Source organism: Bacillus sp. NPDC057893 (genome assembly GCF_042796455.1).
Taxonomy (GTDB): domain Bacteria; phylum Bacillota; class Bacilli; order Bacillales; family Bacillaceae_G; genus Bacillus_A.
In genome coordinates, this window is record NZ_JBHVNG010000001.1 from 212759 (window position 1) to 233613 (window position 20855).

Annotated in this window: 20 protein-coding genes; 16 read left to right on the plus strand and 4 right to left on the minus strand. The window is 36.7% G+C overall.

Going from position 1 to position 20855, the window contains the following annotated elements; translation table 11 throughout:
- The first annotated feature begins 159 nt into the window (after window positions 1–159).
- The 7 genes from ezrA (at window position 160) to ACFVQC_RS01320 (ending at window position 8884) form a co-directional block, all read left to right on the plus strand.
- Entirely contained in the window at window positions 160–1869 is a 1710-nt protein-coding gene (gene ezrA / locus ACFVQC_RS01290; RefSeq protein ID WP_002145377.1) for a septation ring formation regulator EzrA, read from the plus strand.
- 274 nt (window positions 1870–2143) lie between these two features.
- Window positions 2144–3286 carry a cysteine desulfurase family protein gene (locus ACFVQC_RS01295; RefSeq protein WP_002160227.1) on the plus strand — a complete coding sequence of 381 codons (1143 nt, stop codon included), beginning with the start codon at window positions 2144–2146 and terminating at the stop codon, window positions 3284–3286.
- Between the two features lie 6 nt (window positions 3287–3292).
- Window positions 3293–4507, plus strand: a complete 1215-nt coding sequence (gene thiI / locus ACFVQC_RS01300) for a tRNA uracil 4-sulfurtransferase ThiI (protein WP_377897257.1) — start codon at window positions 3293–3295, stop codon at window positions 4505–4507.
- A gap of 79 nt (window positions 4508–4586) precedes the next feature.
- On the plus strand, window positions 4587–4781 hold the full coding sequence (locus tag ACFVQC_RS01305) for an alpha/beta-type small acid-soluble spore protein (protein ID WP_000168891.1): 195 nt from the start codon (window positions 4587–4589) through the stop codon (window positions 4779–4781).
- A gap of 313 nt (window positions 4782–5094) precedes the next feature.
- Window positions 5095–6681 carry an acyl-CoA synthetase MbcS gene (gene mbcS / locus ACFVQC_RS01310; protein ID WP_377897258.1) on the plus strand — a complete coding sequence of 529 codons (1587 nt, stop codon included), beginning with the start codon at window positions 5095–5097 and terminating at the stop codon, window positions 6679–6681.
- Between the two features lie 103 nt (window positions 6682–6784).
- Entirely contained in the window at window positions 6785–7216 is a 432-nt protein-coding gene (locus ACFVQC_RS01315) for a VOC family protein (RefSeq protein ID WP_002145380.1), read from the plus strand.
- 87 nt (window positions 7217–7303) lie between these two features.
- The gene (locus ACFVQC_RS01320) at window positions 7304–8884 is read left to right on the plus strand and encodes an amidohydrolase (RefSeq protein ID WP_377897260.1); all 1581 of its coding nucleotides are present in this window, start codon (window positions 7304–7306) and stop codon (window positions 8882–8884) included.
- Between the two features lie 235 nt (window positions 8885–9119).
- Here ACFVQC_RS01320 and ACFVQC_RS01325 read toward each other — a convergent pair whose 3' ends face one another.
- Entirely contained in the window at window positions 9120–9923 is an 804-nt protein-coding gene (locus ACFVQC_RS01325; protein ID WP_377897261.1) for an NAD kinase, read from the minus strand.
- A 204-nt stretch (window positions 9924–10127) separates the two neighbouring features.
- Here ACFVQC_RS01325 and ACFVQC_RS01330 point away from each other — a divergent pair, with 204 nt between their 5' ends.
- The 5 genes from ACFVQC_RS01330 to ackA all read left to right on the plus strand — a co-directional run bounded on the left by ACFVQC_RS01330 (window position 10128) and on the right by ackA (window position 14499).
- On the plus strand, window positions 10128–10766 hold the full coding sequence (locus ACFVQC_RS01330) for a DUF2953 domain-containing protein (RefSeq protein WP_377892543.1): 639 nt from the start codon (window positions 10128–10130) through the stop codon (window positions 10764–10766).
- 12 nt (window positions 10767–10778) lie between these two features.
- On the plus strand, window positions 10779–11174 hold the full coding sequence (gene ytfJ, locus ACFVQC_RS01335; protein WP_000350005.1) for a GerW family sporulation protein: 396 nt from the start codon (window positions 10779–10781) through the stop codon (window positions 11172–11174).
- Between the two features lie 133 nt (window positions 11175–11307).
- Complete coding sequence (gene tpx / locus ACFVQC_RS01340) at window positions 11308–11808, plus strand: thiol peroxidase (RefSeq protein WP_002145386.1); 501 nt, start codon at window positions 11308–11310, stop codon at window positions 11806–11808.
- A gap of 211 nt (window positions 11809–12019) precedes the next feature.
- Window positions 12020–13006 carry a class I SAM-dependent methyltransferase gene (locus tag ACFVQC_RS01345; protein ID WP_340826228.1) on the plus strand — a complete coding sequence of 329 codons (987 nt, stop codon included), beginning with the start codon at window positions 12020–12022 and terminating at the stop codon, window positions 13004–13006.
- A 299-nt stretch (window positions 13007–13305) separates the two neighbouring features.
- Window positions 13306–14499 (plus strand): acetate kinase, encoded by a 1194-nt coding sequence (gene ackA, locus ACFVQC_RS01350; RefSeq protein ID WP_377892541.1) that lies wholly within the window; start codon window positions 13306–13308, stop codon window positions 14497–14499.
- 24 nt (window positions 14500–14523) lie between these two features.
- Here the strand turns inward: ackA and ACFVQC_RS01355 are convergent, their stop codons facing one another.
- Window positions 14524–14955 carry an NUDIX hydrolase gene (locus ACFVQC_RS01355; protein ID WP_377892539.1) on the minus strand — a complete coding sequence of 144 codons (432 nt, stop codon included), beginning with the start codon at window positions 14953–14955 and terminating at the stop codon, window positions 14524–14526.
- Window positions 14956–15134: 179 nt separating this feature from the next.
- On the opposite strand from ACFVQC_RS01355, the gene ACFVQC_RS01360 reads away from it, so the two are divergent.
- Window positions 15135–15968 (plus strand): EcsC family protein, encoded by an 834-nt coding sequence (locus ACFVQC_RS01360; protein ID WP_002112252.1) that lies wholly within the window; start codon window positions 15135–15137, stop codon window positions 15966–15968.
- A 31-nt stretch (window positions 15969–15999) separates the two neighbouring features.
- Here the strand turns inward: ACFVQC_RS01360 and ACFVQC_RS01365 are convergent, their stop codons facing one another.
- Window positions 16000–16662: a YitT family protein gene (locus ACFVQC_RS01365; RefSeq protein ID WP_002015542.1), complete on the minus strand. Its 663-nt coding sequence runs from the start codon at window positions 16660–16662 to the stop codon at window positions 16000–16002.
- 858 nt (window positions 16663–17520) lie between these two features.
- Between ACFVQC_RS01365 and ACFVQC_RS01370 the strand changes: the two genes are divergently transcribed.
- Window positions 17521–17715: a hypothetical protein gene (locus ACFVQC_RS01370; protein ID WP_377892536.1), complete on the plus strand. Its 195-nt coding sequence runs from the start codon at window positions 17521–17523 to the stop codon at window positions 17713–17715.
- Window positions 17716–17743: 28 nt separating this feature from the next.
- On the opposite strand, the gene ACFVQC_RS01375 is transcribed toward ACFVQC_RS01370, so the two are convergent.
- On the minus strand, window positions 17744–18061 hold the full coding sequence (locus tag ACFVQC_RS01375; protein ID WP_219920511.1) for a radical SAM protein: 318 nt from the start codon (window positions 18059–18061) through the stop codon (window positions 17744–17746).
- Between the two features lie 166 nt (window positions 18062–18227).
- On the opposite strand from ACFVQC_RS01375, the gene ACFVQC_RS01380 reads away from it, so the two are divergent.
- A complete protein-coding gene (locus ACFVQC_RS01380) occupies window positions 18228–19433 on the plus strand; it encodes an argininosuccinate synthase (RefSeq protein WP_377892534.1) in 1206 nt (401 codons plus the stop codon).
- Entirely contained in the window at window positions 19430–20818 is a 1389-nt protein-coding gene (argH, locus tag ACFVQC_RS01385; protein WP_377897262.1) for an argininosuccinate lyase, read from the plus strand. Before ACFVQC_RS01380 ends, argH begins: the two co-directional genes overlap by 4 nt.
- Window positions 20819–20855 lie beyond the last annotated feature (37 nt).

A 20855-nucleotide genomic window follows, 5' to 3' on the forward strand; every position in this document is an offset into this window, starting at 1 on the left:
AAATTTTAAAAAAAACTAGGTCAAAAACACGTCATTACATGGTATGATTAGAACATTGTTAGTTGTTAAATATAGGGGATTCCCTTTTTATACATAATGCCTTCCATTTCATAAACGGAACGGACAAAAAAAGAGATATAACTTAGGAGGCTTTTTTGCATGGATTCTATCCTGACGATCGTTATCATTGTAGTAAGCTCTATTCTAGTGCTGCTCATGATAGAGCTTGTGATAAGAAATCGTTCATATAAAGATATTGAAGCACTGGAGCAGTGGAAACAAGAGATAAAAGATAAACCTGTGGCAGATGAACTAAAGCGGGTAAAAGATTTAAATATGACAGGTCAAACAGAAGAACTGTTTGGTAAATGGCGTGAAGAGTGGGATGAAATTGTATCAACAACTCTTCCGAAAGCTGAAAAAGATTTAGGGCAAGCGCGAAAATTCGCCTCGCAATTCTCCTTCCGCAAAGCAAAGCATGCGATGAAAGAATCCATAAGTGGTTTAGATGACGCTGATAATCGTATTACAGACATTTTAAATGAATTACAGCAACTGTTAGAAAGCCATGAGAAAAACAGCTCGGAAATTGAAGGGTTACGTGATACATATCGTAGTATGAAAAAGAGCGTTCTTGCTCATCGACACATGTATGGAGCAGCTGAGCAAAAAATTGAAGAGATGTTAGATGTTGAATCCGAGAAGTTCAAAACTTTTGAAGAGGCAACTGATAATGGTGATTATTTAAAAGCGAGAGAAATTGTTATTAGTTTAGAAGAAGGTTTAGCAAGTTTAGAACTCGTTATTCATCAAATTCCAGATTTATTGGTAGAGTGTCAAGCGACATTACCAGTTCAGCTGGAAGATTTATTACAAGGCCATGATGATATGATAAGACAAGGCTATGTATTAGAGTATTTGGAAATTCCTAAAGAAGTCCGCGATATGACGACACAACTACAAACATGTTTAATGGATATACAGGAGCTTTATATAACGGAAGCAGCAGAAAAAGTAGAGAACTTAAAAACTCATTTAGACAGTTTTTATGATCAACTTGAACAAGAAGTGCATGCGAAACACTATGTGGAGCAAAAAACACTGTCTGTTTATGAAGATTTAGAAGAAATTCGTACAGAAACAATTGAAACGAAAATAGAAACACAACTTGTGAAACAAAGTTATCAATTACAGGACAAAGACATTGAGTCACAAAAAGTAATTGAAAAGCAAATGCATATTTTAATGAAACGTTTTGAAGTGTTGCAAATACGCGTTGCTGAACAAGATATTGCATTCTCTATTATTCGTGAGGAACTAGAAGAAGTTTATGAGCAATGTGAAACTTTAAAAGTACTTCATGCAGAATATAAAGAAATGCTACAAACGATGCGCAAAGAAGAATTTGAAGCACGTGAGAAGTTACAAGAAATGCGAAATACAATTTTTGAGACGAAACGTTTTATGCAAAAGTCGAATTTACCAGGTCTTCCAGAGAGTATTATGGAAGATTTACAAAAAGGGCAAATGGCGATACAAGCTGTATATGAGCAATTAGAAGTAAAGCCGTTAAATATGAATACTGTAAATAGTAGTTTAGAAGAAGCATACACAGTTGTGAATGGTGTATCTGAAATGACGGAAGAATTAATTGGACAGGCGTATTTAGTTGAAAAACTAATTCAATACGGTAACCGGTACCGCAGTCATGATGAGAATCTTGCAGAAAGCTTAAATTATGCGGAGAAATTATTCCGTGAATATCAATACGATGCAGCTTTAGAACAAGCGGCTTCTATATTAGAGCAACTTGAACCTGGTGTTGTTCAAAAAATAGCTGAATATGTAGACAATGAGCAAACCCTTTAATAAAGGGTTTGTTTTTTTGTGTAATTTTGAAGTCGATGTTGCTATAATGAATAGCGGAATACAGTAAGGTTGTTCGTTTCAAAATAAAGTGAAACCATAAGTGATGGGGTTTCATCCACCATTGATTGTTAATCTTCACCACTCAGTATGCCTGCAAATGGCGGGGGAAAATGTACACTTTTATATAAAAACGGAACCTTTGAGTAGTCTTAGCGTAATTACACGTATTTGTGATATGATTATATGATGTGATAGCGCTGAAAGGGGAAGAACGATGATCTATTTTGATAATAGTGCGACGACGAAGCCATATCCAGAAGCTCTTCAATCGTACGTAACGGTTGCAGGGAAATATTTTGGTAATCCTTCTTCTATTCACTCGCTTGGAGGAGAGGCAGAGCGTCTATTAACACAATCGAGAACGATTGCGGCACAGCTCCTTCACGTTAAACCTTCTGAAATTATTTTCACATCAGGTGGAACGGAAGGGAATAACCTTGCGATTAAAGGGATAGCGATGAGGAATCGTTCGCGCGGTAAACATATCATTACAACAAATATTGAACACGCGTCTGTGTTTGAGGCATATAAACAATTAGAAGATCTCGGTTTTGATGTAACATATTTACCGGTTAACGAGCACGGTGTTGTATCGGTAGAAGATGTAAAACGAGCGCTTCGTGAAGATACGATTCTTGTGTCAATTATTCACGTGAACAACGAGACTGGAGCGATTCAGCCCGTTGCTGAAATTGGAACATTATTATCGAACCATCCGAAAATAAGATTCCACGTGGACCATGTACAAGGGATAGGAAAAGTACCACTTGATTTATACGCTTCTCATATTGACCTTTGTTCAATATCTGGACATAAATTTCATAGCGTAAAGGGGACAGGTCTTCTTTACATACGTGATGGTGTAAGATTAGATCCAATCTTATCAGGTGGTCAACAAGAGCTCAAGTATCGTTCAGGTACAGAAAATTTACCTGGTATTGTAGCGATGGTGAAAGCACTTCGTATGACGATGGAACAAGTGAAAGAAAAGGTAGTTCATTTGCAAAATTTACAAACAGAGCTGGTCCGTTTCTTTAAAGAGATGGAAACTGTAACGATTAATACATCACTTGAATATGCGGCACCGCACATTTTAAATGTATCATTTGTCGGTTTAAAACCAGAAGTAGTCGTTCATGCTTTAGAAGAACATGGTGTATATGTATCGACGAAGTCTGCTTGTTCTTCAAAAGCAAATGAAGTGAGCCGAGTACTAGTGTCAATGGGAGTACCGCACGCCGCAGCTACAAGTGCGATTCGCATTAGTCTAGCACCGGACAACACGATGGAAGAAGTAAAACAATTTGAAGGTATTGTTAAAGAGACAATGCCAAAATTATATGAAGTGATGAGGTAAAGAAATATGATGACATATGAATATATTTTAGTTCGTTATGGAGAAATGACGACAAAAGGAAAGAATCGTTCTAAGTTTGTAAGTACGTTAAGAGATAATGTGAAATTCAAATTAAAAAAATTCCCAAACATTAAAATTGATGCAACACATGATCGTATGTACATTCAGTTAAATGGTGAAGACCATGAAGCAATTTCTGAAAGATTGAAAGATGTATTTGGTATTCATAAGTTTAACTTAGCAATGAAAGTACCATCAGAATTAGAAGATATTAAAAAAGGTGCATTAGCAGCTTTCTTACAAGTAAAAGGTGATGTAAAAACATTTAAAATTACAGTGCACCGTTCTGATAAGCGCTTCCCAATGAAGACGATGGAGTTACTTCCAGAAATCGGTGGGCACATTTTAGAAAATACAGAGGATATCACAGTAGATGTTCATAATCCAGATGTGAATGTACGTATAGAAATTCGCAGTGGTTACAGCTATATTATGTGTGGTGAGCACATGGGAGCTGGCGGTTTACCAGTTGGCGTTGGCGGAAAAGTAATGGTACTTCTTTCTGGTGGTATCGATAGCCCAGTAGCAACTTACTTAACGATGAAACGCGGCGTATCTGTGGAAGCAGTTCATTTCCATAGTCCACCTTTCACAAGCGAGCGCGCGAAACAAAAAGTAATCGATTTAGCACAAGAGTTAACGAAATACTGTAAACGTGTAACACTTCACCTTGTTCCATTTACTGAAGTGCAAAAAACGATTAATAAAGAAATTCCATCTAGCTATTCTATGACAGTTATGCGTCGTATGATGATGCGTATTACAGAGCGTATTGCAGAGGAGCGTAATGCACTTGCAATTACGACTGGTGAAAGTCTTGGACAAGTAGCGAGCCAAACGTTAGATAGTATGCATACGATTAACGAAGTGACAAACTATCCAGTTATTCGTCCGCTTATTACGATGGATAAATTAGAAATTATTAAAATTGCAAAAGAAATTGGAACGTATGATATTTCAATTCGTCCATATGAAGACTGCTGTACAGTATTCACACCAGCAAGTCCATCGACGAAACCGAAGCGTGAGAAAGCAAATCGTTTTGAAGCGAAGTACGATTTCGCACCGTTAATTGAAGAGGCTGTAGCGAACAAAGAAACAATGGTATTACAAACAGTAGAAGTAGTGGCCGAAGAAGAAAAATTCGAAGAACTTTTCTAAACCCATAAATTACCACATTCAAATGTGCATGAAGTCATGTTGTTTATCACACTCTATACTCACAAGGAGGTGATACAACATGGCAAGCACAAATAAATTAGCAGTATCTGGTGCTCAAGCAGCATTAGATCAAATGAAATACGAAATCGCTCAAGAGTTTGGTGTTCAACTTGGAGCTGATGCAACATCTCGCGCTAACGGATCTGTTGGTGGCGAAATTACTAAACGTCTAGTTTCACTAGCTGAGCAACAATTAGGCGGTTACCAAAAATAATCCCATATACGATGGCTTAGAAAGAGCGGGTTCTCCCGCTCTTTCTTTTTTTGTCATTATTTATCCCGCTATTTGTGGGCAGTAAGACTCCCACCTCGAAATTCGGCGAATGTGAGGAAGTTAGGTGGGAGATAACTGCCCGTAAAGGCCCGATTGGTGCGGGCTGATTAAAGTTTCACTTTATCGATAAATCGATATAATTTTATGCAACGGTTCGACATAAATATAAAAAAATTGTCAAAAGAAGAGGGTTCAAAATTTACTGAAAATTCTTTATTATATAAGAGAGGCATAGAAATAAAGGAGGATGTTTATGAAGAGAGAGGAATTGTTGGCGCCGCCGTCTTATAATTTAGTTTCGGAAATAGAGAAGTATACGAATGATAAAGAGAAGCTTGCTTTAATTTGGCAAGATGATAAAGGGAATAGACGAGAGATTACATATTTTGAATTAATGAAAGGTGCGAATAAAATTGGAAACGCTTTTATAAAAAGTGGCTTACAAAAAGGGGACAAGCTCCTTATTATGATGCCGCGCTTAATTGAAGCTTACATGACGTATATTGCTGCGATTAAAGCAGGATTTGTCGTTATTCCAAGCTCAGAAATGTTACGTAAAAAAGATATTGAGTATCGTATTGGGCACGGAGAAGTAAAGGCTATCGTAAGTTACGAACCGTATATTGGACAATTTGACGGCGTAGAAGCGGTGGAATCTCTTCAAAAATTCGTCTTGAGCGAGCGTTCAGTAGATGGTTGGACAAATTTAAAAACAGCATTAGAAACAGAAAGTGACATGTTAGAAATGGCGAAGACAGATAAAGAAGATATGGTCTTTTTATCTTATACGTCAGGGACGACAGGAAATCCAAAAGGAGTTGTTCATACGCATGCCTGGGCATACGCTCATTTACGTACAAGCGCTCCGAACTGGCTCGGAATCGAAGAAAATGATGTTGTATGGGCAACGGCTAGTCCAGGTTGGCAAAAGTGGATTTGGAGCCCGTTTGTAGCGACTCTCGGTTCAGGTGCAACTGGATTTGTATACCATGGTAAATTTGAACCGAAAACGTATTTAAATTTATTAGGCGATAATAAGGTGAATGTGCTTTGTTGTACACCGACTGAGTATAGATTAATGGCAAAGGTAGAAAACTTGAATGAGTACAATTTAGAAGCGTTACATAGCGCGGTATCAGCTGGTGAGCCGTTAAACAGAGAAGTGATTGAAACGTTCCAAAGGCATTTCGATATTACGGTAAGAGATGGTTATGGGCAAACGGAAAACACATTACTTGTTGGGATAATGAAAGGGATGGATATTAGACCAGGATCAATGGGAAAACCAACGCCAGGAAACCATGTTGATATCGTAAATGAAGAAGGAGTTCCAGTGCAGGTAGGAGAAGTTGGTGATATTGCAGTTCACATTGAAACACCAGCACTCTTTAAACAATATTATAAAGACGATGAGCGTACAGCAATGCAATTCCGCGGTGATTATTATATTACCGGTGATAAAGCGAAGAAAGATGAAGACGGCTATTTTTGGTTTGAAGGACGCGGCGATGATATCATTATTAGCTCTGGCTATACAATCGGGCCGTTTGAAGTAGAAGATGCACTTGTAAAACACCCATACGTAAGAGAATGTGCGGTTGTCGCAAGTCCAGATGAAATTCGCGGAAGTGTCGTGAAGGCATTTATCGTATTAAGAGAGAATATAGAAAAGAACGAAGAAACATTAATTCCAGTGCTCCAACAACACGTCAAAGAACTGACTGCACCATATAAATACCCTCGGAAAATTGAATTTGTAGATGAACTACCAAAAACGATTTCCGGAAAAATTCGCCGTATTGAGCTTAGAAAACAAGAGATGGAGCTTCCTTCAAAATAATTTTGAAAAGGAAGAAGTAAATAGTTGAATGAAATGTAAAACGTATGATATTATAAAAACGAACACAAGTTCGTTTTTATAAATTTGAAAAAGAGGTGTCCGTATGATTTTAGGTATTAATCCGTACTTAGTTTTAGATGGTAGTGGGCAAGAAGCTGTACAACTTTATAAAGAGGCGTTAGATGCGAAAGTAGAAGTAATGCAAACTTTTGGTGATATGCCTGAAAATCCAGAATACCCTATTCCAGCTGAAGCGAAAGAGCGTGTTGCACATGCTCATTTAAAAATTGGTAATACGGAACTTATGATTTCTGATACATTCCCAGGTAAAGGGCATGCGATTGGATCTCAAGTAACGATTGCAATTCGAATTAGTAATGCAGAAAAAGCAAAAGAGGTATTTGATAAGTTACAAGAAGGTGGAGAAGTTATCATGCCACTTCAAGAAACTTTCTGGAGCCCAGCATACGGACAATTGAAAGATAAATTTAATATTGAATGGCAAATTACAACGAATCCTACTGAACAAAATTAATTTTTAGAAAAGCACCATTTTTAATCGAAATGGTGCTTTTTTTATACGTTCTAATTTCGTAGACTAAAGGAAAAAGGGGATGAGTATATGGGAGAAATTTGGCATGGTGGAACCATTTATACAATGCGAGAAGAAAATGAAAAAGTGGAAGCTGTTTACGTTGAAAATGGCATCATTGTTGATGTGGGGAATAAAGAAGAGTTAGAAAACCGATATTCAGAAGTGAAGTCGTGCGATTTACAAGGGAAAACGATGATTCCAGGACTCGTTGATAGCCATATGCATCTTATTGGGCATGGAGAGAGGTTGCTTCGTCTAGATTTATCAAATTGTACATCATATAGCGAAGTGCTTACCCTTGTTAAGAAGCGAGTAGAAGAAGCGCCACAAGGAACATGGATTATCGGAGAAGGATGGAATGAAAATAATTTTACAGATACAAAACATGTTCATATACGTGATTTAGATGAGATTTCTAAAGAGCATCCAATTTTATTAAAGCGCGTTTGTCGTCACGTGACGTGGGTGAATTCATACATATTGCAAGAAGCGAGCATAACAGAAGCGACGCAAGATCCAAAGGGCGGAAAAATTGGTCGTGACTCATTAAATAAATTAACAGGACTTTTATATGAGCAAGGACAAGAGCTAATTAAACATGTTCAGCCTGAAATAGATGGAGTGTATTTGCAAAGAGCTCTGCAAACAGCTCTGCAAACAGCGATTTCAGACTGCTGGCAATACGGATTAGTTGGCGGGCACACGGAAGACTTAAATTATTATGGCGGCTTTCAAAAAACGTACAATGCGTTTTCACACGTTATAAAAGAAATGCCATTTAAAGCACATTTGCTCGTTCATCATGAAGTAGCGAATGAGCGAAAAGAATATGAAAATGAGCACTATATTGAATTTGGGGCGATGAAGATTTTTTCTGATGGCTCTTTTGGCGGAAGAACAGCTTTATTAAGTGAGCCGTATGAAGATGCGCAGGAAACGAATGGAGTTGCGATTTTTTCACGTGAAGAGCTTGCAGGATTAGTGAAGAAAGCACGTGATTTACATATGCCAGTTGCCATTCATACAATCGGTGATTTATCGCTTGAATATGTCATTGATGCACTTGAATTATATCCACCAGCAGAAGGATTACGTGACCGCATTATTCATTGTCAGCTCGCTCGTGAAGAGTTGATTGAAAGAATGAAAAACTTGCAAGCCATTATTGATATTCAGCCCATCTTTGTTTCATCGGATTTTCCGTCAGTTATTGAAAAACTAGGAAAGCATCGTCTTCGTTACGCGTACGCTTGGAAGACATTGCTCGGCGCAGGATTACATTGCAACGGTGGATCTGATGCTCCAATTGAACAAGTGAATCCGTTTTTAGGTATATATAGCGCTGTTACACGTAGAAGTTTTATTGATGGCGTATGCTATATGCCAGAAGAAAGATTAACGGTATATGAGGCTGTTTCTTTATTTACAACAGGAAGCGCGTATGCAATTGGAAAAGAAGCAAAGCGAGGACAAATTACAAAAGGATATGAAGCAGATTTTACGATATTAGACCGTAATGTTTTTGAAATTGAGGCGGAAGAAATAAAAGAAGTGCAGGCAGAAATGACCGTCATTGATGGGGATATTGTTTATAGAAAAGACGTGTGAAAATATATCAGCGATTTTCGGAATATATCGACTGTAACTCGAAATATATCAGCGATTATTGAAATATATCGACCGCAATTCAAAATATATCAGCGATTTTTAAAATATATCGATTTACCGACAAAATCTTACAATAATGGCGACTGCATAGTAAGAGATGGCTGCCCACACCAATCGGGGGAAATAAATAACCCTCGAATTATGGAAATCCCATAATTCGAGGGTTATTTTATTACTATAAAAACGTTCTCTGTACTTTTTCCCAGAAGGAATTGTTTTTTAATTTAACAGTTTTAATTTGTTTATCACTTAAACGAACCACGGCTTTTTCCACTTGTTTAATGCTAAGTGCTTCGTTATCCATTCCGATAACAGGATAATCATTGCCATCTGGTTTAAGTGTTAAAGTTAACGTACGCTCGTGATTTAAAAGGAACGGTGACCCGAGTGTACGGTATGTGTTGTTATTTAAAGATGCTAGTTCGCTTACTTGGAAACATGGGATAAGTGGGTCGACAACTGCACCATGTAATGATTTATTGTAAGCGGTACTTCCTGTTGGTGTGGAGATAACTAATCCATCACCTCTAAATGTTTCAAAATGTAAATTGTCGACGTGTACATCTACGACAATTGTTTTAATGATGCTGGAGCGTAATGAAAATTCATTTAAACAATGGAAAGATGTACCGTGATCTACATCTACTTTAATCGTTGGATATTTTCGCACTTCAATTTCGTTTTTTGTAATTTCTTGAAGGGCTGTATCAACGTGATCGATGTGGAAATCGCAGTAGAAAGAAATTTCATTTTTCGTAGAAATACCTGCGTATAAGCAATCTTCTCTAAAGCCAGTTTTACGAACGGCTTGTAAGAAAGTTCCATCATCTCCAACGCTGACGATAGCGTTTGCATTTTTTGGATGATCTAATATGGTAAATCCATTCTCCTCTAAAATACGATATACTGGTTTCATTTTTTCAACGAGCGTTACTTTGTCATCACCATAAAAGAAAAATAAATTGCGACGATCTGCCATTATGTATCCCTCCACTGCAGTTAAATTTTCTAGTTTTAGTGCTGCATACCATCAAAGTGTATTCTGAATGATATGCTCAAATAGTATATTTCGATATGAAATGTCAAAATCCCTTTTTATTTTTAGAAAAATTTTTATATTCAATTTTATCAAAGGTTGTTTAATGATGAATAAACTTGTCGATAATGGGTATGGAGTGAAAGGATGGTACGAATGAAATGGCTCGTAATTGGAATGATAATTCTTCTACTTTTTATTTTGCTAATACTATTATCGAAAATATCGCTTAAGGTGACGTTTTTATATTCAGAAATGGAAAAGCAATGTTTATTTCAAGTGAAAATATGGATGATTCGATATACGTTTGATGTATTGGAAAGAATTGAAAAACAGCAAAAAAAGACGGGGCAGAAAATCGAAAAAGCTGAGGAAGATGGCGGCATAGATAATAAAATTATGGCACAACTTGATAGCATTGGAGAACTGATAAAAAAGCTTCAAGAAGTTCATACTATTGTTAAAGATTTTCTCAAACGAGTGAAAATCAATAGTTGGAAATGGCATTCACAAATTGGAGCAGGCGATGCGGCTAGTACTGGAATTGTCACTGGATATGCATGGGGAACAAAAGGAATGGCTGCTGGAGTTGTAGGACAATATATGCATATTGTCGACATACCAGAATTTGAAATTACACCTGTTTTTCAAGGGAAGGGATTTGCATCAAGATGTGAACTAACAGCTTCCTTTCATATATTTCGTACTGTGAAAACAGCGGTAAAACTATTCATGTTTATGAGAAAACAAAAGTCTGGTATGGAAGATAAATCTGTTCAAGCATAGGGGGGATATAGAATGGACCATCCAATTCAAGGTTTAATGACAACAGCAATGCAGCATTTAAAACAAATGACTGATGTAAATACAATTGTTGGTGACCCGATTAAAGCAGCAGATGGAAGTGTAATTCTTACCGTTTCGAAAGTAAGTTTTGGATTTGCTGCTGGTGGAAGTGAATTTGGCAAAGTAGAGCATTCAGGCCGTCACCCGTTTGGAGGAGGTAGCGGTGGTGGGGTTTCCATTAATCCTGTTGCCTTTCTCGTTATAAATGGAGAAGGTGTGAAGGTTTTACATTTAGATAAACAAACACATGTCATTGATAAAATAATTGAATTAGCGCCACAAGCTGTTGATAAAGTGAAAGAAATGATGGATAAACGAAAAGAAGATGATCCGGAATTTCAAATTTAACGAGTAAAGAAGCTAATCAATGGGTTAGCTTCTTTATTTTTTTGTAAATAAAGCGATTTTATTTGCATTATCGATAGGGACAAACTATCATTTACATTGTACATATTTTGTTTAAATAAGGGAGGATTTTTAAGTGGCAAATGTAACCTTTAAAGGTAACCCAATGACTTTAGTTGGAACAGAAGTTAAAGTTGGCGATCAAGCGCCTAACTTTCAAGTATTAGCAAATGACTTATCTCCAGTAAGTTTAGAAACATACAAAGGTGAAGTGAAATTAATTAGTGTTGTACCTTCAATCGACACAGGTGTATGTGATGCACAAACTCGTCGTTTTAACGAAGATGCAGCAGGTATTGAAAATACGAAAGTATTAACAATTAGCGTTGATTTACCATTCGCTCAAAAACGCTGGTGTGCAGCTAACGGTTTAGAAAATGTTGCGACACTTTCTGATCACCGTGACCTTTCATTCGGCGAAGCTTATGGCTTAGTAATGAAAGAGCTTCGTTTACTTGCTCGTGCAGTATTCGTAGTAGATAGCAATGACAAAGTAGTTTACGTAGAATACGTAAGTGAAGGTACAAGCCATCCAAACTATGAAGCAGCATTAGAAGCAGCAAAATTGGCGAAGTAATGTAAAAGAAGACGACCTCTCATTAAAGTTTCACTTTAGAAGAGGTCGTTTTTTCTCATGTATTGTTAACTAAACCAATATATGAGAAAAGACGTTACATCATAAACAACTTGAAGGGGAGCTCTTTGCAAGAGGTCGCTTTTTCTTTTGGGAAAAATTTAGATTATGGTATGATATAAGTTATGTGTAAAAGAGAGAAGGAGGAATGTACGTGAGTCAGGCAGTAGAAACATTATTTTCTATTTTTGATTCTTCTACGGTAGTTTTACGTAAAGAATTAGATGTAACATATTTAGAGGCGCTTGTAGAAACAGGTGATAACTTGTTTGAAGGAGCGATTTTACAAGAAGAATTATCCGAATCAACAATTGAAAGGTTGAATCGTGAATATAGTACGTTTAATGAAGAAACATATAAAGGTGAAGAAATTCGTAAAGCATTTCAGCTAGCCATTTTAAAGGGAATGAAAGAGGGCGTACAAGCGAATCACGAAATGACGCCAGATGCAGTTGGAATGTTCGTGAGCTACTTATTCCATAAATTTATGCAAGGTCAAAAAGAAATTACTGTTTTAGACCCTGCAATCGGAACGGGTAACTTAATGACTACAGTGTTTAATAGCGCCAAAGAAGAACTAGCAATGAGTGGATTTGGTGTAGAAGTGGATGAAGTGTTAATTAAACTTGCTTTAGTAAATGCGAATTTACAAAAACATGCAATCGAATTCTTCCATCAAGATGGACTAGCACCACTTTATATTGATCCAGTTGATGCAGTTGTTTCAGATTTGCCAATTGGTTACTATCCAAATGAAATCGGTGCAAGTGAATATACATTAAAAGCAGATGAAGGAATGTCATATGCGCATCACTTATTTATTGAACAAAGTGTGAAACATACGAAAGAAGGCGGGTATTTATTCTTCTTAGTACCAAACTTCATTTTTGAAAGTGATCAAGCGCCAAAGCTACATGCATTCATTAAAGAAACATGCTTTATTCAAGGATTGTTACAGCTACCTGTTTCCATGTTTAAAAACGAGAAAAATGCAAAAAGTATATTTGTTCTCCAAAAGAAAGGCCAGGATGTAATAATGCCGAAACAGGCACTATTAGTAGAATTACCTAAATTCTCCAACATGAAGGCTATGGAGAACATGATGGATCAACTAAATACGTGGTTTGCAACACATAAGTAATGCCAGATATATGTAACAGGGTTAGTAATTAATGTAGTACAGTTGTATAAAATATGGAATATTTTTTAATATATACAAGATTTAACTGAATCTTTTTGAAATCTGTAATATATTTTTTTTCTTGGTGTTACAATTTTTTCACTTGAAATATATGTCGGACGATGTTTAAATTAAAATCGTGAGTATAAAATTTACTAATGATGAAACGTTTTCATAATGAGTGAATTTAATTAGATAAAATCGAGCGGTTTGTGGAATGATCCACACAACTACCAAGAGAAAAAGGGGCGAAAGACTAGATGTCAAAAATCATCGCGATTAACGCAGGAAGCTCTTCCTTAAAGTTCCAATTATTTGAAATGCCAAGTGAAACAGTATTAACAAAAGGTTTAGTAGAACGTATCGGTTTAGAAGATAGTGTCTTCACAATTACTGTAAATGGCGAAAAACAAAAAGAAATTACAAACATCCCAGATCATGCAGTAGCAGTTAACATGCTTCTTAAGAAATTAACTGAAAACGGAATCGTAAAATCTCTTGATGAGATTGGCGGTATCGGTCACCGTGTTGTACACGGCGGCGAAAAATTTGCTGATTCTGTTTTAATTGATGATGAAGTATTAGCTGATATCGAAGAATTAAGCGATTTAGCACCACTTCACAACCCAGCAAACCTTGTTGGTATTAAAGCGTTCCAAGAAGTACTACCAAATGTACCAGCAGTAGCAGTATTCGATACAGCATTCCACCAAACAATGCCGGAATCTGCATTCCTATACAGCTTACCATATGAGTACTATGAGAAATTTGGCATCCGTAAATACGGTTTCCACGGAACTTCTCATAAATACGTGACTGAGCGTGCGGCTGAATTATTAGGTCGTCCAATTGAAAGCTTAAGCCTACTTTCTTGTCACTTAGGTAACGGTGCAAGTATCGCAGCAGTAGAAGGCGGTAAGTCTATCGATACTTCTATGGGCTTCACTCCACTTGCTGGTGTAACAATGGGTACACGTTCTGGTAACATTGACCCTGCGTTAATTCCATACATCATGGAAAAAACAGGCCAAACTGTAGAAGAAGTAGTTAGCGTATTAAACAAGAAGAGTGGTATGTTAGGTCTTACTGGTTACTCTAGTGACCTACGTGATATCATTGCGAAAGAAGAAGAAGGCGACCACCGTGCGAAAGTAGCACTTGACGTGTTCGTAAGCCGTATCCATAAATACATCGGTTCTTACACAGCTCGTATGAAAGGCGTTGACGCTATCATCTTTACAGCTGGTGTAGGTGAAAACAGTGCAGTTATTCGTGAGCGCGTATTAGAAGGCCTTGAGTACATGGGTGTATACTTCGACGTAAAACGCAATAACGTATTCGGTGAAGAAGCATTCATCAGCTTCCCACACTCTCCAGTAAAAATTATCGTAATTCCAACTGACGAAGAAGTTATGATTGCTCGTGACGTATTACGTCTTGGAGATATTGGTTAATATATGCATGAAAAAGACGAGATCCTAAAGGATTTCGTCTTTTTTTTGTATATATTTTAAAATTTGATCTGGATATAGTATTTTTTCCTTTTGAATAAATGCAGTGAGGGGAATCCATTTTGCATATGAGGCTGTTTGTTCATCTTTTATATTCAGTATCTCTATTTCATATAGTGATGTGTCTAATAAGCGTAAAGAATATAGTTGAATGATTTCATGACCAATTTCCTCACCCGAATAAAAAATATTTTCTAAGCATCCTAAATAATCGGTAACTTCTATTTCTGCATGAAGCTCTTCTTTAAATTCTCGAATAATGGTATCTGCTGATTTCTCACCAAGTTCAATTGAACCGCCAAGAGGACGATAATATGTTTCGTCGCCTGTACGATATTCTTGTACGAGAAGTCGCTCTTGATGTATAGCAATGCCAAAAGCTTTTGCACGTGGATACATATGTATAATCGCTCCTTATTTGTTTTGCATAAGGATGATTATAATGTAGCTAAGTAGAAATTGATAACATATATTCGGATAGATGTTTGGACTTAGGCTGTAAATAAAGAACACGCGATGTACAAGCCTATTTGCAAATATGATACAATAGAAAAAAATCGAACGAGGTGGTTGTTGCGATGCGATCGAAGCGAGAACAAGCCATTTTAGAAAATATAAAAGAGTGGGAAGGGCAATTAGTAGAGCAAGAGGCGACCGATTTTCAAAAGATGTTTGATAAGTGGTTGCATACTACAGTTGCAAAACTACCTGAGAAAAAACGAAAAGACTTTTTTACGAAAGCAGATGGATGGCTTTTTCATTTGCATGCACTTATTCAAAGTTCACAATCACAGTTAGATGCACGTAATCGTATTTTAGGAACGTCGAGATTATTTGATGAATCAATTGAGCAACTTGAAGATTTGAAGGCGTTATCTATTGATCAATTAACATACATAGCAGAGCAGCAAACAGCACGTCATCGCCTATATTCATTCGTACAAGGCGGAGCAACGGGTGCTGGCGGTCTATTATTATTAACGGCTGATTTTCCGGTTATGATTGCATTAAATGTGAAGGCTGTACAACTAATTGCGACATCATTTGGGCATGATGTGAACAAGCCGTATGAAATGATGCTTGCGTTAAAGGTATTTCATGCAGCATTATTGCCGGCGAGACTTCAGCAATATGCATGGTACAATTTACTGAGAGAACTTGAGCAAGAAGATTCATTCTTTTATGAAGGAGACGAAGAGGTGTTAAAGCCAGCTTCTACTGAGGTTGTGTTAAAACAAATTTTGAAGACATTTTCGATTTATGCTCTTCGTCGTAAATTATTCCAAGGCATTCCTGTACTTGGAATGGCAATTGGATCTACAGTGAACTATCGCTTAACGAGGAATGTTACTGAATTTGCAAATAAGTTTTATCAAGTACGCTACATATTAGAAAAAGAAAAGAGAGCATGAAAAAAAGCGAGAGGCCGAAGCCTTTCGCTTTTTAGTTTGTCGCATGTTTTTTGGAAATTGGAATAGAAACGGGTTGCTTTGCTGCTTTTTTTTCTGTTTTTGGATAGTAAATTAAATCCAATGTTTTTGCCTGTACGGCAATCGAAAGAATAGTAAAAGCGATTTCTGTCCAATTTAAATAATATAATGAAAGCGCAAGAACAATCGCGTCAAAGACGAAGAAAATTTGCCCAATTGTAAACCGAGTTCGTTTACTTAATATAATTGTTAAAATATCGTCTCCACCGGTTGCACCGCCAAATCGCAATATAAAACCGAGTCCAATACCAGCTAACGCACCGCCAACTACTGCAGCTACAAATAAATTATTTGATAAATCTACCGTAAAAGGAGAATAATTTTCCATAAGGGAATAAAATACTCCGAATGAAAGTGAACCTAAGAATGAATAGCCAACCATTTTTCTACCTAAAAATGAAGCGCATAGTAAAATAATAGGGATATCCATTACTACAGTTGAAATAGATGGTGAAATATCATAAAAATTTTGGATAAATAGTGCAATACCTACAAAGCCACCTTCTGTTAAGTGGTTTTGGAAGTGAATGTGATATAGCGCTGCTGCTAAAATAAATGAACCGATTAAAACCATAAAAACTTCTTTAATAATTTGTCGACTTTGGATGTTCCTCATCGTTATTCCTTCTTTCCGTAGTTAGTAGTCCTTTTGGTGTTGTAAACTAACTACGAGCTCACATGTAGCTTTCAGTTAGTTTACGAAAAAACTAACTAAGCTATATGTCGCTGAAGAAATAACGAATAATCCTCTCGTCCATCAATTCTCCCTACCTTCGTTTTAGTTTAAGTCTTAAAGCGACTAAACAAAACGTGGAGTAGAATTCTTCATTTAGCAATCCTGCTCTTCTTTGTTTTGTTTAGCTAGTAACAATTAAGTCCTAAACAAAACGCTATGTGTAAGAAGAGTCTTTTTTTTGCCAAATTATCCTTCGGGCAATCATAATTTCCCCACTCTCGTATTTTTTTCGCTAGACTAAAGTATCTGAGCTGAAAAATACGCTACGTGTATGATTCGTCAATACGATGCCACATGCTCCTTCGAGCGATCATGATATCAAAATCCCTTCCTTCAAGATTTATATTATTATATCATACTTTCAAAAAATGTATGCGGATGGAAACCGACAATAACCGGAGGGAATCTACAAAAATTGTTATGTTTAAATATTTTTGTAGAAAAGCCTAAGCTATTTTGAAAATTGAACAAGCTTTAGAAAGTTTGTCCAATAAGTAAAAAGAAAATATAAATATTTATTCAATCGTATTTTCTTCGTCACTTTTATCTTTAAAAAATGCATCCCAGCTAATCACACTTAAAAAAGTTAAAGCGATAATAATGAAAGCTTGCATAAGTTTGAGACCTCCTTTTGTACATAGTATATGAATAATTCACTTTAGAATGTGTCATTTTTTTACAAGTCTTAATTGTTATGAGATTATATTAATATAGGTAGATGAAAGGAAGAGAGAAGATATGCTGAAAGACATGTTTAAAAGAAAAGAGCTAAAATGTATTTCATGTCAGAAAAAGATTGAATACGAAGAAGAGCTTGTTGCTTTTGTAAAGTTGCCGAAAGAAAGAAGAATATTAGTAGGCCCGTTTGATGTATGTTTAGCAAAAACGGCGCAAGAAATATATTGCAAAGCTTGTTACGACAAAAAAGCATGACCCAAATTAATTGAGGGGCATGCTTTTTTCATTGGTGTGCTTTTCCCTCAGATACGTTTTGAGTGAGGCGATACCAAAGCCAAAGGTCGTTAATAATAGAGGCTAAATCAGCTATTTCAGAATTAAGCCTACAGGAAATTTCAAAATTCTCTTCGTTATTTAAACGATGTTGTTTTTGATTAATGTAATGTTCAAGCTCTTTTATACGATCAGGTATTTTCCCGCGAATTTGCTCCCATTTTAATAAAATAGCGTGCTGCGTTTGTTCAGAGATGTCTTCCCATTCTTCTTGTATGTTCGGCACTGCAATTCCTAGATGTTCATTGTATATAAAATACTTTTCCATAGACAGCCCTCCATTTTCCTGCCTCTATTTTACATAAAAAAAGAAAGGAATTCGACGAAATTGTTTGAAAAAAATTATGAATTCCCCTTGATTCATTTTATGAAAGGTGATAAAGTTTGAATTATTATAAGAAATAGTGAATATTTATTCTTTAGGGGGATGCAAAATGGAGAAGAAAAAAGTTGTGTTAGCATATTCCGGAGGTCTTGATACTTCCGTTGCAATTAAATGGTTACAAGAGAAGGATTATGATATTATCGCGCTTTGTTTAGATCTAGGGGAAGGTAAAGACTTAGCGTTTGTAAAAGAAAAAGCACTTTCAGTAGGTGCAATTAAATCATATATGATTGATGTTCAAGAAGAATTTGCGAATGAATATGCATTGATAGCGATGCAAGCTCATACGTTATACGAAGGGAAATATCCTCTTGTCTCTGCATTATCTCGTCCGCTTATTGCGAAAAAATTAGTAGAAATTGCAGAGCAGGAAGGTGCAAGCGCAGTTGCACATGGATGTACAGGGAAAGGGAATGACCAAGTTCGTTTTGAAGTTTCTATTCAAGCGTTGAATCCATATTTAGAAGTGATTGCGCCTGTACGTGAATGGAAGTGGTCACGTGAAGAAGAAATTGCATATGCAAAAGAAAATGATATACCGATTCCAATTAATTTAGATAGCCCGTTTTCAATCGATCAAAACTTATGGGGACGCAGCAATGAATGTGGAATTTTAGAAGATCCATGGGCAGCGCCGCCAGAAGAAGCATACGAGATGACATTGGCATTAGAAGATACACCGAATAAACCAGATTTTGTAGAAATCGGATTTGAAGCAGGAGTACCGACGACTTTAAACGGCGCTGCATATTCACTTTCAGAATTAATTAAAACGTTAAATGCACTTGCTGGAAAACATGGCGTTGGACGTATCGATCATGTAGAAAATCGCCTTATCGGTATTAAATCTCGTGAAGTGTACGAATGTCCAGCGGCAATGACATTAATAACAGCGCATAAAGAACTTGAAGATTTAACACTTGTGAAAGAGGTTGCTCATTTCAAACCGATGATTGAGCAAAAACTAACAGAATTAATTTATAACGGTTTATGGTTCTCACCTTTAAAACAAGCACTCAATGCTTTCTTACAAGAAACGCAAAAAAATGTAACAGGTACAGTACGTGTGAAATTATTTAAAGGTCATGCGATTGTAGAAGGACGTAAATCTGAGTACTCTTTATATGATGAAAAACTTGCAACGTATACTGCCCAGGATGAATTTAATCATGATGCAGCAGTTGGTTTCATTTCATTATTCGGTTTACCTACAAAAGTATACAGCCAAGTGAATCAGAAGAAGGTGGAAGCGTGAGCAAACTTTGGGGCGGACGTTTTACAGAAGAAGCGGAAGCATGGGTAGAAGAATTCGGAGCTTCTATTTCCTTTGATAAGCAATTGGTTAGCCAAGATATAAAAGGGAGTATTGCACACGTTACGATGTTAGCAAAGCAAGGCATCGTTACGAAAGAGGAAGCAGAGAAAATCAAGATAGGGCTTCAGTATTTATTAGAGGAAGCGAAAGAAAATAACTTGAATTTCTCAGTCGAAGCGGAGGACATTCATTTAAATATTGAAAAGATGTTAATTGAAAGAGTCGGTGAAGTAGGAGGGAAACTTCATACAGGCCGAAGCCGTAACGATCAAGTAGCGACAGATATGCACTTGTATTTAAAAGAAAAAGTAGAAGATATTATAAAAGCTACAAAACAATTGCAAATTGTTCTTGTTCATCAAGCGGAAAATAACATTGAAACAATTATGCCTGGTTATACGCACTTGCAGCGCGCACAGCCTATATCGTTTGCTCATCATATCCTTGCTTACTTTTGGATGTTAGAGCGCGATGTGAATCGTTATGAAGATTCGTTAAAGCGTATTAACATTTCACCATTAGGAGCAGGAGCACTAGCTGGTACAACATTCCCGATTGACCGAGAATATAGTGCGGAGCTTCTTGGATTTAATGGAATCTATGAAAATAGTTTAGATGCGGTAAGCGATCGTGATTTTATACTGGAGTTTTTAAGTAACTCATCTATGCTTATGATGCACTTATCACGCTTTTGTGAAGAACTTATTTTATGGAGTAGTCAAGAATTTCAATTTATTGAAATGAGCGATCAATACGCAACTGGAAGCAGTATTATGCCGCAGAAGAAAAATCCGGATATGGCGGAACTTATTCGTGGTAAGACTGGCAGAGTATACGGTAATTTATTCAGTTTACTTACAGTAATGAAAGGATTGCCGCTCGCTTACAATAAAGACTTACAAGAAGATAAAGAAGGAATGTTTGATACAGTGAAAACAGTAGAAGGATGCCTTCATATTATGGCAGGCATGCTTGAAACGATGACTGTAAACAAAGAAAAAATGGGGCAAGCTGTGACGCAAGACTTCTCTAACGCAACAGAAATTGCCGACTATTTAGCAAGCAAGGGACTGCCGTTCCGTCAAGCTCATGAAATTGTTGGGAAACTAGTTCTTCATTGTACGCAAAAAGGAATCTATTTATTAGATGTACCACTTGAAACGTATAAAGAAATGAGTCCGTTATTTGAAGAAGATTTATATGAAGTTCTTTCACCTTATGCAGCTGTAAAGCGCCGTAACAGTGCTGGCGGGACAGGGTTTGAGCAAATCGAAAAAGCTTTGGAGAAAGCGAAGGGGTTAGCCATAGAGTTTGTTGGAAGTTAAATGATGTATGATATAGAAGGTAAGGTGCTTTTTTAGA